11 protein-coding genes are annotated in these 13,958 nt (G+C 51.2%); 7 read left to right on the top strand and 4 right to left on the bottom strand.

The window, feature by feature from the left end:
• Positions 1-4: 4 nt before the first annotated feature.
• From LQ777_RS15545 to LQ777_RS15535, 3 genes are all read left to right on the top strand, one after another.
• A complete protein-coding gene (locus LQ777_RS15545) occupies positions 5-1,543 on the top strand; it encodes an RtcB family protein (RefSeq protein WP_232558847.1) in 1,539 nt (512 codons plus the stop codon).
• 204 nt (positions 1,544-1,747) lie between these two features.
• Complete coding sequence (fucP, locus tag LQ777_RS15540) at positions 1,748-3,007, top strand: L-fucose:H+ symporter permease (protein WP_232558846.1); 1,260 nt, start codon at positions 1,748-1,750, stop codon at positions 3,005-3,007.
• 230 nt (positions 3,008-3,237) lie between these two features.
• Positions 3,238-4,359: a DUF4861 family protein gene (locus LQ777_RS15535; RefSeq protein ID WP_232558845.1), complete on the top strand. Its 1,122-nt coding sequence runs from the start codon at positions 3,238-3,240 to the stop codon at positions 4,357-4,359.
• 21 nt (positions 4,360-4,380) lie between these two features.
• Here LQ777_RS15535 and LQ777_RS15530 read toward each other — a convergent pair whose 3' ends face one another.
• Positions 4,381-5,040, bottom strand: a complete 660-nt coding sequence (locus LQ777_RS15530; protein WP_232558844.1) for an NAD-dependent epimerase/dehydratase family protein — start codon at positions 5,038-5,040, stop codon at positions 4,381-4,383.
• Between the two features lie 109 nt (positions 5,041-5,149).
• Here LQ777_RS15530 and LQ777_RS15525 point away from each other — a divergent pair, with 109 nt between their 5' ends.
• Entirely contained in the window at positions 5,150-6,517 is a 1,368-nt protein-coding gene (locus tag LQ777_RS15525) for an amidohydrolase family protein (RefSeq protein WP_232558843.1), read from the top strand.
• Between the two features lie 120 nt (positions 6,518-6,637).
• On the opposite strand, the gene LQ777_RS15520 is transcribed toward LQ777_RS15525, so the two are convergent.
• Positions 6,638-6,868 (bottom strand): DUF3820 family protein, encoded by a 231-nt coding sequence (locus LQ777_RS15520; protein WP_232558842.1) that lies wholly within the window; start codon positions 6,866-6,868, stop codon positions 6,638-6,640.
• Between the two features lie 232 nt (positions 6,869-7,100).
• On the opposite strand from LQ777_RS15520, the gene LQ777_RS15515 reads away from it, so the two are divergent.
• Together LQ777_RS15515 and LQ777_RS15510 are read left to right on the top strand one after the other, a co-directional pair.
• A complete protein-coding gene (locus LQ777_RS15515; RefSeq protein WP_232558841.1) occupies positions 7,101-8,471 on the top strand; it encodes a DUF4403 family protein in 1,371 nt (456 codons plus the stop codon).
• A 21-nt stretch (positions 8,472-8,492) separates the two neighbouring features.
• The gene (locus LQ777_RS15510; RefSeq protein WP_232558840.1) at positions 8,493-9,290 is read left to right on the top strand and encodes a M90 family metallopeptidase; all 798 of its coding nucleotides are present in this window, start codon (positions 8,493-8,495) and stop codon (positions 9,288-9,290) included.
• A gap of 3 nt (positions 9,291-9,293) precedes the next feature.
• Here the strand turns inward: LQ777_RS15510 and LQ777_RS15505 are convergent, their stop codons facing one another.
• The gene (locus tag LQ777_RS15505; RefSeq protein ID WP_232558839.1) at positions 9,294-10,046 is read right to left on the bottom strand and encodes a hypothetical protein; all 753 of its coding nucleotides are present in this window, start codon (positions 10,044-10,046) and stop codon (positions 9,294-9,296) included.
• A gap of 215 nt (positions 10,047-10,261) precedes the next feature.
• Here LQ777_RS15505 and LQ777_RS15500 point away from each other — a divergent pair, with 215 nt between their 5' ends.
• Positions 10,262-11,401 carry a TlpA disulfide reductase family protein gene (locus tag LQ777_RS15500; protein WP_232558838.1) on the top strand — a complete coding sequence of 380 codons (1,140 nt, stop codon included), beginning with the start codon at positions 10,262-10,264 and terminating at the stop codon, positions 11,399-11,401.
• A 77-nt stretch (positions 11,402-11,478) separates the two neighbouring features.
• Here LQ777_RS15500 and LQ777_RS15495 read toward each other — a convergent pair whose 3' ends face one another.
• Positions 11,479-13,872, bottom strand: a complete 2,394-nt coding sequence (locus tag LQ777_RS15495; protein ID WP_232558837.1) for a glycoside hydrolase family 3 N-terminal domain-containing protein — start codon at positions 13,870-13,872, stop codon at positions 11,479-11,481.
• Between the last annotated feature and the right edge of the window lie 86 nt (positions 13,873-13,958).

Below are 13,958 nucleotides of genomic sequence, written 5' to 3'. Positions count from 1 at the left end.
GCTCATGAAAACGCCAATAACAATACCAATCACACTTGACGACATCCTTAAACTGGCTCCAATTCCCGACGAGTTACACGCATCCTTTTTGCGCGTAGCCAACGGGCTGGTACAACGGGCCAACTACCCGAAAGAAAAGGTGATGGGTCTGCTGGCGCAGATGCTGCAACATCCCAAAAAATACGCTTACTCGAGCAACAAAGTCACGAATCTAGCTCGCTCTGTCTATGAGCTAAACAAGCGGGGTATCCCCGTGCCGCTTAGTGAGACGGGGGCGACCTACCTGCCTCCTGAACCGGCTCCGTACGTGTCAGACGCTAGCGAGAAGCAGACCGAACGAGACTTTGCCTTACGCACCGAATCACTGCCGTATGCCGTGTTTGGGCGTGAGCAGATCGAAGAAGGCGCTTTGGTACAAATGGGAACAGCCGCTAGCTTACCTGTTTCAGTCGCTGGTGCGCTGATGCCCGACGCACACCAGGGATATGGATTGCCCATTGGTGGAGTCCTTGCCACGGATGCCAATACCGTTATTCCGTACGCGGTCGGTGTCGATATTGCCTGCCGAATGTGCCTGTCGGTGTTCGATCTGCCACCCGCGTTTTTAAACCGAGAACCGGACTTGTTGAAAAAATCGCTGGTCGAGCAAACCAAATTCGGTATGGGGGGCGAAACCCGCCAGAAGATCGATGAGAGTGTGATGGACTTACCCCAGTGGCGAGCCACCAAAGTAATTCGTGATTTAAAGGACAAAGCATATCGGCAATTGGGAAGCTCCGGTACGGGTAATCACTTTGTCGAATGGGGTATCGTAGAGGTGTACACCAACGATGACCAGCTGAATCTGCCGCCGGGTGAGTATCTGGCCTTGTTATCTCATTCGGGATCACGTGGGTTCGGTGGGAACGTCGCCAATTATTACTCGAAGCTGGCGATGCAGCGTACCCGGCTTCCGAAGCAGGCGGCTCATCTGGCGTGGCTCGATCTGAATACCGAAGAAGGGCAGGAGTATTGGATTGCCATGAATCTGGCGGGCGAATACGCATCGGCTAATCACCACGAGATCCATCGAAAACTGGCGAAAGCGCTCGGTCAAACGCCACTGACTATGGTCGAAAACCACCACAATTTTGCCTGGAAAGAGCAACTTCCGGACGGTCGCGAGGTGATTGTTCACCGAAAAGGAGCTACTCCCGCCGGACAGGATGTGCTAGGCATCATTCCGGGATCAATGACGCAGCCCGGTTTCGTGGTGCGCGGACGAGGGAATGCGGATTCACTGAATTCGGCGTCGCACGGAGCGGGTCGATTAATGTCACGTACGCAAGCCTTTGCCCGCATTACGCGTTCGGAATGGAATAAAGCCCTCCAGCAAGCCGATGTGCAGTTGATCGGGGGTGATCTGGACGAGGCTCCGATGGTCTACAAAGACATTGAAACCGTCATTAATGCCCAGCACGATCTGGTATCGGTTCTGGCGAAATTTACGCCCAAGATAGTCCGGATGGCCGATGCTAACCGGAAAGAAGGACGTGAAGATTAGCCTTTTAGGAGTTACGCGAATTGGATAGCGATAGACTTGCTTTGAGCGAGGAAGTTAAAATAACGGGTTTGGGTTGTTCAAAAGCTGTAAATTATCGCTGAAAGCGGTAATTTGGTCCTGAAAACTCTTTTTTACAAGTGTAGCCGAGCGAACCAGTCGTCCAACTGGCAACGCTCGATACGCCCGTTTAATTAACCCAACTGCATGCAGGCAACAACGATCTCAGGCAAGCCTAAAGCTGCCTTTACTGAAAAAAAATACCTTGTTACCCTTGTTTTCGTCACGTCCTTGTTCATGCTCTGGGGCATTGCGATTACGATGGGTGACGTGTTGAATCGACATTTCCAGAATGTACTGCACGTGTCGAAAGCAGAATCCGGACTGGTTCAGTTCTCGATTTTCGGCGCGTACGCCGTAATGGGCATACCCGCTGGCCTGTTCATGAAGCGGTTCGGCTACAAAAATGGGGTCTTGTTTGGGCTCGGTTTGTACGCCATTGGCGCATTTCTGTTTATACCGGCAGCCAATGCCGAGTCATTCGGCTTTTTCCGGGTTGCCTTGTTTATTCTAGCCTGTGGACTGGCTACGCTCGAAGCGGTAGCGCACCCGTTTGTGGCCGGTTTGGGCGATCAGCGGACCAGCGATCAGCGGATTAACTTCGCACAGTCGTTCAACGGATTGGGCGCGGTAATCGGACCCCTCATCGGTGGGTATTTCATTCTGCGGGGTGGCCAGGAGCACTCCAATGACCTGGAGTCGGTGAAGATGCTTTACATCATTATCGGTTCGGTTATCCTGAGTATCGCCATTGCGTTCTCGTTTGTGAAGGTTCCGCCGGTTCAGGATGCCCATGCCATTGAAGCGGAGGCTGACGCGTACGCGGTGCCAACGACACCCGCCGACGTTCAGCAGCCTAGGAGTCTGTTTTCACGTACGCACTTTGTGTGGGCGGTTATTGCGCAGTTGTTCAACACGGCAGCTCAGGGTGGCACGTGGGCGTTTTTTATCAATTACGGGGTCGAGAAAATGGGCTTCGCTGCCGAGCAGGCATCGTATTACTTTGCCCTGAGCATGGTGATGATGATGATCGGCCGGTTTGTTGGAACGTACCTGATGCAGTTTATTGCACCGAACAAACTGCTGGCCGCTTTTGCCTTAGCCAATATTGCGATGTGCGTAATCATTGCGCAGAGCTTTGGCTGGCCGTCGTTCGTCGCTCTGCTGATGCTCAATTTCTTTTTCAGCATTATGTTCCCGACCATTTTCAGCCTGGGTCTGAAAGGAATGGGCGCGCAAACGCAACAGGCTTCTTCGTTTATTGTGATGGGCGTGGTTGGTGGTGCGCTTTTCCCTCCGCTGATGGGTCAGATTGCCGATAAAGATGTAGCCGGAGCGTATTATCTGCCCATTATCTGCTACGCTGTTATCTTCCTGTTCGGTGCCAAGTTTTCCAAGGTAAAATAAGAACATAGCCTTCCCGATGTGCTTGCTACTCACTCGGGAAGGCTATTTTATTCCAGGCGGAGCTGTCCTCCCTGTCCGCAGAAACAAGTAGATCGACGCCTTCCCGTGATTTTATACAAACATCCGGGTCTTACCCGACTGAATTTGCCAACCGTATCGTCAACTGGAAACTAGCTGACGACATCGAACGGACGAACGGAGTTTTTGCGCGATCACTCACTTGTACGACAATGCGATTTTGTTTGCTACTAGGTATGTTGACCGGTTTTGCCGCAAAGGCAATAGGGCAACAGGCTACCCTGAAAATCACCAATCCAGGCAATACCTCCCTCTCTCAAACCGTCGTTGAGATTCCCTGGGCAACCGTACAAAAGGTGTATCCGCAGGTCGATACGGCTCAATTGCAGGTTGTTCAGAACGGAAACGAAGTCGCTTATCAGTTGGAACACCACGGTCAGAAGGCCATTCAGAACCTGCTAGTTCAGGTGTCTATCGGGCCAAAGCAAGCGATTCAACTGATGCTACGGCGCGGAAAACCAGCCCATGTTGAGGCTAAAACCTATTGCCGGTACGTTCCCGAACGCTACGACGACTTTGCCTGGGAGAATGACCGGGTGGCGTTCCGCATCTACGGGGCGGCCCTCAACGGACGGTCCGACAACGCCTACGGTTCCGACATCTGGGCCAAACGCACCGACAAGCTGATTCTTGATAGGTGGTATAAGCAAAACGATTACCACAAAGACCACGGCGAGGGACTGGATTATTACCACGTTGGGCTGACGCTGGGTGCGGGCGACATCGGCGTTTTCCTGAACGATTCCATTCAGTACATTCATAATTACCGCTCCTGGGAAATTCTGGACAATGGCCCACTGCGTTCAACTTTCCGGGTAAAATACGATCCCTATACCTTCAACGGTATCAGGGTAAACGAAAGCAAAACAATTTCGCTGGATGCGGGGTCGCAGTTGAGCAAAGTACAGGTGCATGTTGTTCATACGGCTCGCCAGCCATTGCCAATGGTCGCCGGTATCACGCTACGGCCCGAGGAGAGTCCGCTGTTGCTCGACGAAAAAACGGGTGTTTTGGCCTACTGGGAGCCTACACATGGCAATGATGGAACAATCGGAGTGGGATGCGTATTCCCGAAAGCGTCGGTTCCAATGATGCGTAAATACCAACATGGCTTAGCTAAACTCAGTACTAAGTCCGGCGAAACGATTACCTATTACACCGGCGGTGCCTGGGACAAAGCAGAACGGATTACGTCTAGCGATGCGTGGTTTACCTACCTCCGGCAGTTTGCCAGCCAGCAGAAAAATCCGCCGGTTGTGACGGTAACGAAATAAGTGATCCTGTCGATCAAAACACTAACGCTTGGCTAAAGCAACAATGTCTTTCACTTCCAGAATCCGCTTCTCGTAACCTTGCGTTGCGGATTTGATCATGGCCAGACCGAGTTCCTGTAGGGTTGAAAAACCTGCCGGATAAAGCGCCCGACCAATGGGGTACAACCAGGCAATGAATTTATAGTAGCTTTTCACATTTTTCAGGCCGGGCGTAGGCTTCATAAAACCGGGACGAAACATATACGCATTGCTGAAGAGTCGCATCAGCGCATTTTCGGTGGCTCCTTTTACCCGCGCCCAGGCGAGCCGACCTTGCTCGGTACTATCGGTTCCGGCACCCGAAACATAACAAAACGTCATGGCCGGATTTTGCGTTGCCAGCAACTGCGCTACGTTCATTGTCAGATCGTAAGTCAGGTGCTTGTACTCATCATTATCCATCCCGACCGACGAGACACCGAGGCAGAAAAAGCAGGCATTATAACCCGTTAGTTGGCTTTCAATTGCTTTCAGATCAAAGAAATCGTTATGAACAATCTCGCGGAGTTTGGCATGCGATACGCCACCGGGCTTTCGGTTGATAACCAACACTTGTTCAACGTCGGGATGCTGTAAGCATTCGTGCAGGACGCCTTCGCCCACCATACCCGTAGCGCCGGTAATAATTGCTTTGATTTTCATCGGTAGTAGAAATGAATTAAATACATTTACGCGTAGCTGTTACCCAAATAGGATTGATGCTCAGAGTACTAGTTGGTCTGATTTATAAACCGTAAACAACGAAAATTGTATGCGTGCTCTTTCTGTTCTGGTGCTTATTTCTTTGCTACTGGTTGCTGGTACCCGCCTATTCGCCCAGGAGCCTGTCCGTAATCGTGAAATCGTATTTCGGTCGGTCAATGTAATACCGATGGATCAGGAGCGGGTCCTGGAAAACCAGACGGTTGTGGTGAAGGCTGGTACGATAACGGCATTGGGCAATGCGGGTACGATCAAATTCAGTAAAGATGCATTAATCGTTGAGGCTAAAGGCAAATACCTCATGCCTGGCTGGGCCGAGATTCACGCGCACGTTCCGCCCATCGACGACCTTGAACCCATGAAAGAAGTGCTGACGCTTTATCTGGCGAACGGCATCACAACAATTCGGGGCATGCTCGGCCATCCGAAGCATCTCGAACTACGCAGCAAAATCAACAGTGGTGAAATCCTGGGACCCCATTTTTACGCCACCGGACCTTCGTTTAATGGGCAAACCGTAAAAACGGCGCAACGGGGTGCTGAGATGGTCCGTGAGCAAAAAGCGGCTGGCTACGATTTTCTGAAATTACACCCCGGCCTGACCAAAGAAACGTTTCCGGCTATTGCCAAAACCGCGCACGAAGTGGGTATTCCGTTCGTCGGACACGTGTCGTTCAACGTCGGCGTTTGGCGCGCTATCGATGCTCATTACTCGTCCATTGATCACCTGGATGGATTCATTGAAGCCCTTACGCCGGGTATCGACACGCTGGCCGAACAGGAAACCGGCTTGTTTGGGGCCTGGATTGCTGACCGCACCAGCGAATCCATGTTGCCAAAACTAGTTACGGGCCTGCGCAACAGCCGTATCCGGGTTGTGCCCACGCAAGCACTCGCCGAGCGCTGGCTTTCTCCGCTTCCGGCAGAAACGTTTACCGACGACCCTGAAATGAAATACATGAACCCCGATCAGATTAAAAGCTGGGTCAATGCGAAAAACAGTTACAACAATAACCCGAACTTTTCGAAAGAGCGGGCCGAAAAACTGATTCAGGTTCGCCGGAAAATAATCCGCGAATGTCAGAAAAACGGTGTCGAACTGCTGCTGGGTTCTGATGCCCCCCAAGTATTTAATGTGCCGGGATTCTCGATTCATCACGAAATGAAATACCTTGTTGACGCCGGATTAACACCTTATGAGGTGCTGCGTACCGGCACGGTCAACGTCGCTTCTTACCTGAACAAGCCCAATTCGGGCGTTGTCAGACCGGGCAATGTGTCCGACCTGGTTTTGCTCAATGGTAACCCGTTAAAAGACATTAGCCAAACCCGCAACATTGAAGGCGTAATGATTGGTACGAACTGGCTCTCAAAAGCGTATATTCAGAACGAGCTGAAAAAGCTGGAAAAGAACTGAAGCGCTGAGTGAGTTCTCAATCTGTTCATTTTTATCGATTTTTCGAACGCGACCCTCAACGGGCATCGACGAACTGTAGGCAAGTAACGCGGACCGCTGGCCTGTATAGCGGCAAAGGGGTTATTGGTCTAAATTCCGTAGTAAGTAGTCTAATCCGTTCAGCCTGATTTCGTACATGGTCTGTAACAACATGCCCAGCTTACCCGCCGGAAACCCGGTCTGCGCAAACCATTCCAGGTAAGACATGGGTAATTCGCGAATCAGCTTACCCTTGTATTTTCCAAACGGCATTGGATAATGGATCAATTCTTTTAGGAGAGTAGGGTCACCCTGTGGTATGTCTTCTGCCATTGGCTAGCGTGTTTGCACAAAGTTACCGATTAAATCCGTCAGGCAGAATGTGTTCGCCGTTCCGGTAGCGAAGCGCTTTTCCCCAGCAAAAGTTTGTCTGCTCGGGCTGTTGTCAGCGCCCGATGACCCGGTAAGGAAACAACTCAAAAGCCGTGAAGTTATTGCTAGTAAAGTTGCCCAAAATCGGTTCTGTACGTTCCCGCGAAACAGACGATAGACCACTACACTATTGATGAAATTATTACGACGAATCCAGTTGCCTATTGCGCTGGCAGTGGTGCTGTTTACAAGCCAGTGTCAGCAGGTAGAAACCGAGCCGCCGAAAGCCGACGGCTTTGATCCGCCAATTCCGTCTCAAATTTCGTATCTGGCCGGCCCTATAACCTTTCAGTTGACGGAACTGGAAAAAAAGATCAACAAGGAGCTTGACCCCGTATTGGTCGGTAAAAAGACAAAAGGCGGTATCTTCTCATTCAGAATAGAACGTTCGGGGCCTGTTCATATTCAGTACGTTGATCAGCAAATTCGTTTTTCGGCTCCATTGCAGATATGGCTGATCCAGCCGTTTGGTGCCAGCGACACATCACCGCAGAAACCATTCTGCGCCTTGCAGGTCAACTTTCAGAGCCCGTTGCGCGTAACTCCCAACTGGCGACTCGCCAGCAACGTTAAATTCACTGATTACCAGTGGATCAGTGAACCCGAGATTCGTTTGTTTGGCAAAGAAATCTCGTTGACCAACTTTGCGCAGCGGATACTCGACAACCATCGTACTTCCATCGAGAAAGCTATCGACACAGCGGTTTACGAAGACCTGCGACTCGACGCCATGGTAAAGCCGGTCTGGCAGGATATTCAAAAGCCGTTGTTGCTGGAGAAAGAGTACGGTCTTTGGCTGATACCCAAGCCGATCAGCGTTGCCGCAAGCCCGATCACGGGCAATACTAAGCAGATAACCACGCATTTGCGGATAGCCTTCGAAACCAGAACGGACCTGAAATCGGAGGAACCCGTACAGCCGCTGGTGCCTCTGCCGCAGTTGCAGAAGCGAGATACCGTCTCGCAGATCGCTGATTTACGCGTTGTGGGTTTTATCCCGTATGCCGACATCAACCGGATGCTGAGTCGCATCTTGTCAAAAGAACCGAAAAAGGTGGCGCTGGGCACACTGACCATTAATAAAGCCTCGGTATACGGAGGCCAGCGGACAGTTATTGTTAAAACAGAAGTAAACGGGCTTGTGGATGGGACACTGTATCTACGGGGCCGCCCTGTCTTTGATACGCTAACAAAAACACTGCACGTCAAGGACCTGGATTTCGATGCTCAAACCGATAATGCTTTGTCTAAATTTTCGAATACCGTTGTCCACAAGGGGTTGCGCAAGTTGATGGAGCGAATGCTGGTGATTCCGATGGGAAGCGAAATTGAACAGTTACCAAAGAAAATAAACGAAGCATTCGAAAAAGGTCCGGGCAAAAAAACAGACCTCGGTATTCAATCGTTTCGGCTTGTACCGCAGACCATAGCGGTTCGACCCGACGGGATTCAGGTGTTGATCCACGTTCAATCGAAAGTAGCCATTCATATTCAGAAATTATAACCTTAGCAAAGCCATTCATCCATGATTGTTCTGATTAGTATCGTTGTTCTTTTTATTGGCTGGCTCATCTGGCGGTATCAGCAGCAAAAGGCCATAGACGCGGTACCTTTGCCACCCACGTATCCGCAACTGCTGGAAGAGCATGTTGCCTACTATCGATCACTAAGCAGCGACAAAAAGACGCTGTTCGAGAACCGGGTCAATCACTTCCTCAATCATACGAAAATCGAAGGTGTTGGCACAACCGTCGATGATCTGGACCGGGTACTCGTTGCCAGTAGCGCGATCATTCCAATTTTCGGGTTTGGCGACTGGTCGTATCCTTTAACGGATGTATTGCTTTACGAGGATCGGTTCAACGCGGATTATCAAACGACCGGCGATGGACGAAATATTCTGGGAATGGTTGGGGAAGGGGGCGCGTTACAGAGTACAATGGTGCTCTCTAAACCGGCTCTGCGCGACGGATTTGCCAACGAAACCAGTAAGGGCAATACGGGCATCCATGAGTTTGTACACCTCCTCGACAAAGCCGACGGCGCTACGGACGGATTGCCGGAATACCTGCTCGAAAAAAGTCACATCAAGCCCTGGTTGCAACTGATTCACGAAAACATTCGCCAAATAAAAGACAATCACTCGGACATCAACCCGTATGGCATCACGAATGACGCTGAGTTTTTTGCCGTCGTGTCCGAGTACTTTTTCAAACGTCCCGATTTGCTTCAGGAAAAGCATCCGGAGTTGTTTAAGCGACTCGAAGAAATCTTCCGTCAGCACCCGCCGGAACCCAATAGCGTCGATCAGCAGCCAGCCTAGGCGTTAAAACAGTTTTACTTTGTAGCGGTAGCGACCCCGAAAATATTCCCGCATTTTAAGCACTTCGCGGGATTGGTCCGAGATCCAGAACGTAGCGTAAGCACCCTGCTGACCGTAATCAATTTTCAAGAGCCAGCAATTGACTTTCGCATTGCCACCAACGGGCAGGTCTTCTTTACCCGTCACCGTTAGCCGGTAATAGTTGGATGTGGGTGAACCGGGTTCGTAGAAAGCAAGCGCAAATTCCTGCCCTACTTTTTTGACGGGTAGCAGTGGTAGAATTTCTAAATCCATCGGAAATGCGAAGGCCGGTGGATTCAGCACAACCTTAAACGTGCTGTCTTTGGCCGTGCGTCGGCTCGCTGTCGGTATCGTAACAATGTTGTGGTTGAAGACAAAGTTTCGGGCGCCCCGCTTGGCATAGGTTGCATCGTGCGTGAGCGGAGCCAGCGACGGCAGCAGACCGGTTGTCGTTACATGACCAATCAGTGAGTCCTTCGAAAACCACTTCCAGTCGAACACGTATGTTTTTTGTCCGGTAGCCGATTTCGAGAAGCGAATGGTCCGATCCCAAATATCAGCCGATGTAAGCCGTTTGCCGGTGCTGTCTTCGAAAAAGACTGCGTAGGATCGTTTGCTTTCTTTAAATGCCGACACGTTCAATTTCAGCGTGTTGGTATTGATCGTGTCGATCTGAGCCTGAGCCGATAGAAGCGAGCTAACCAGCAGACTTATGGCCAAGAAGAGCTGTTTCATAAAAAGGAGTGGTTGCGTTAAAGCCGCAAGTTATTGGTAGCCAGGCTACCGTTTTGTTTGTATTCGCCTAATGAGCGAAGTGGCTGATAATCCAGTGTATTTTGAGGATAAGCGGTTTGGGAGGACGAAACGATTGATCACCGAATACGAAAAAAAAAGCCTTTTCTGCCACGATAAGCGCTTTTATCGCTTAATTCGCTAAACTTCTGTACACTATGAAAAAACTAGCCTCCCTTGCCTTGACGATGTTGCCGTCGTTGCTATGGGCCCAAAGCGGATCGTATACGATACAAGGCCAATTGGGAACTGTAAAGGCTCCGGCAAAAGCCTACTTGCGTTACATGGCAGGTAGCACGGTAAAGCTCGATTCAACGACGATTCAAGACGGTAAATTTGAGTTCAAAGGATCGGTCGAGAACCCGGTCAAGGGTATACTGCTCGTTGATAAGCGCGGAAAAGGATTGAGCAGAACCAGCCCGACGCCATCCATGAGTGTCTATCTGGAACCGGGTACGGTAAAGGTCGTTAGCCCCGACTCGCTCAAAAACGCCGTCGTCAGCGGAACGTCGCTCAACGCCGATAATCAGAAGCTCGAAACAGCCCTGAAGGCAACGAACGAAAAAATGGAAAAGCTGATGCAGGAATATCGCTCAGCTACCGCCGAACAGCGAAGTAAAAAAGAATTCGAAGAATCGCTGGATAAGCGCTACGAAGCTATTGAAGCCGAGCAAAAAACGGTGTATGCTCAGTTTATCAAATCGATGCCGCAAAGTCTGGTTAGCCTAGACGCATTGAAGTCGTTCGGCGGTTATGCGCCAGAATACGGTGATGTTAAACCGGTATTCGATGGCTTGGCAGAAGGGGTTAAAAACAGCAAAGCCGGACAGGAATACACGGCCGTACTCAACCGGATCAAAGCTACGTCGGTCGGCGAACTCGCTCCCGATTTTACCCAGGCCGACACATCAGGTAATGCCGTTGCTTTGCACGATTTTAAGGGCAAATACGTACTGGTCGATTTCTGGGCAAGCTGGTGCGGTCCCTGCCGGGCCGAAAACCCGAACGTGGTTAAAAATTACAACGAGTACAAAACCAAAAATTTTACAGTACTCGGCGTATCGCTGGATCGGCCCAACGCGAAGGAAGCCTGGTTGAAGGCGATCCACAAAGATAATTTGACCTGGACGCAGGTGTCGGACCTGAAATTCTGGGATAACGAAGTGGCTAAACAGTACGGCATCCGGGCAATTCCGCAGAACTTCCTGATTGGTCCCGATGGCAAGATTGTCGCTAAAAACGTTCGGGGTGACGCCCTGGGTAAGAAATTGGCCGAAGTGCTGGCCGGACAGCCTTAAGCGATCAGTTTAAGATAACCCCTAAAAACGAATGCCATATCTCCAAGATATGGCATTCGTTTTTAGGGGTTATCTTATCACGGACGAACCGGAATATCTTTGGCAAGCTGAAAATCCTGTTTTAGCCGGATATCGTCGGACGATGCGCCGACCAGGAGGGAAAACGTGCCTTTTTCAGCTACCCACTGCATAGCAGGATTTAACAGCATCAGGTCTTCGGCGCGCAGCTGGAAGGTCAGGGTTTTTTGTTCACCTGCTTTCAGGTGAACACGCGCGAATTTTTTGAGTTGTTTAGCTGGACTCACGACCGAACTCGACCGGTCACTGATGTAGAGTTGAACGACCTCATCGCCATCCCGATTGCTTTGGTTTTTTAACGTAAATGAAACGTTTACCTGCACATCGCTGGCCGTGGGTGTTGCCTGTACTTGCAGACCGCTGTAATCGAAAGTTGAATAGCTTAATCCGTACCCAAATGGAAACAGCGGCTTGGCGTCCATTTCGACGTAATCGTGACGGGCCGGATTCTTGTAGTTGTAGTAAATGGGTAACTGCCCAACCGATTTGGGAACCGATATGGTGAGCCGCCCCGCTGGATTATAGTCACCGAACAGCACATCGGCAATGGCGTTCCCGCCTTCCTGACCGGGGTACCAGGCATCGACAATAGCAGGTACGTTAGCCGCAGGCCAGTTCAAATTAAGCGGTCGCCCCTTGATCAGCACCAGCACCACGGGTGTTCCGGTTTTCATAACGGCCTGTAGTAATTCCAGTTGCTTGCCCATCAGATCAAGGCTAACGCGGTCGAAGCCCTCGCCACTTTCCATATCGCTCACCGACGTTGCCGATACTTTGGCCGCGCCCGTGTTTTGGTATTCCGTTTTAAAATCGCGGGCGCTGGAGCCTCCCAGTACCACAACGGCTACTTCGGCCTGCTTAGCTGCGGCAACGGCATCGGCAATTGAATTGGTTGCGGTATCGCGAATGCTACAGCCTTTTACGTAATTGATTTGAGCGTTAGCACCCAGCTTATTGCGAATACCCTGCAACACCGTTACTACCGCCCCCTCAGCTTGCGGAGCCGTGTAGTCACCCAACTGGTTGTACACGTTATCGGCATTTGGCCCAATCACTGCAATGCGTTTAAGCGTTTTGGCAAGCGGCAATGCGTTGTCTTTATTTTTTAACAACGTGATCGACTCGCGGGCTACCTGCCGGGCCAGCGCAACATGACTGGCTGTTCGGACTTCCGAGCGGGCTTTTTCTGAACTAACGTAGGGTGATTCGAACAACCCCATCGCAAATTTCATCCGCAAAACCCGGCTGACGGCGGTATCCAGGACCGCAGTACTGACGGCTCCTTTGTCAACGGCTTCCTGAAGTGCTTTTCCGAATCCGTAACCACTCAGGTCAGAGTCCAGCCCCGCATTGATGGCTAAGGCAGCCGCATCGGCGGGGGTCGCTGCTACGCGGTGATTACTCATCAGTCCCGAAATGCTGCTCAAATCCGACACAACGTATCCGTTGAAGTGCCACTGATCGCGCAGTACTGTTTTCAGCAAATAAGGGTTGGCCGAACAAGGAATACCATCGATGGAATTGTACGCCGTCATGATGGACAATGCTCCGGCTTTGACCGCATCCCGAAATGGGGGCAGATAGACCTGAGCCAGTTCACGCGGACCGGGGCTTACGCTACCTCCGTTGTGACCACCTTCGGGAACGCCGTAGGCCGTAAAATGCTTAAGCGTCGAGATGATGTTGCTTCCGCTCTTGATACTTGTACCCTGAAAGCCTTTTACCATCGCTATGCCCATTTGCCCGTTCAGAACAGGGTCTTCGCCGTAGGTTTCCTCTACGCGCGACCAGCGTGGTTCGCGGGCCAGATCAAGTACGGGGCCGTAGCCCACATGAGCGCCCTGCAAACGGGCTTCTCGGGCAATGGTACTCGCCATTTGCTGAATCAGGGACGGGTTCCAGGTGCTTCCCTGGCCGAGTGCGGTAGGGAAAACCGTGGTGCCAATCGCCATGTGCCCGTGCGGACATTCTTCGGCCAGCATCATCGGAATGCCTAAGCGGGTATTTTCGATAACGTACTTTTGAATGGCGTTGGTCGCCAGGGCCGCCTGCGCCGGATTCAGCCCGGTGGTCAGGGTTTTCTGCGTCCAGGGGTCAGCCCGCAGCGTCGCCCACAACATGCCAATTTGCTGTTCGTTTACCGCTTTCTTGAATTTCTCACTGACCTGTACGGAGTCGCCCCGTTTGTCGTACATTTCCCAGCCCAGCAACGTAGAAAGCTGCCCGACCTTTTCCTGCGTCGTCATGCGTTTGAGCAGATCGCGCACCCGGCTCTCAATGGGCGCTGATGCGTTCTTGTAAAGGGGCGGTGGGTCAATAAGGCGTGTGTGGGCTGAAAGACAAACCAAAGCCAGTAGGGCCGTGGTCACTGCGGGAAATGACAAACGCTTCATGGGCAATACTACAGACAATTTAGGAGCTATTCCCGGCAAAGGACGCTATTTCAGGGAAGACCATCAAACCAACCGAGAATATATTA

This window comes from Spirosoma oryzicola, assembly GCF_021233055.1.
GTDB classification, from domain to species: Bacteria; Bacteroidota; Bacteroidia; order Cytophagales; family Spirosomataceae; genus Spirosoma; species Spirosoma oryzicola.
Note: the sequence above shows the minus strand (reverse complement) of the source record. Positions and strands in the feature narration are given on the sequence as shown.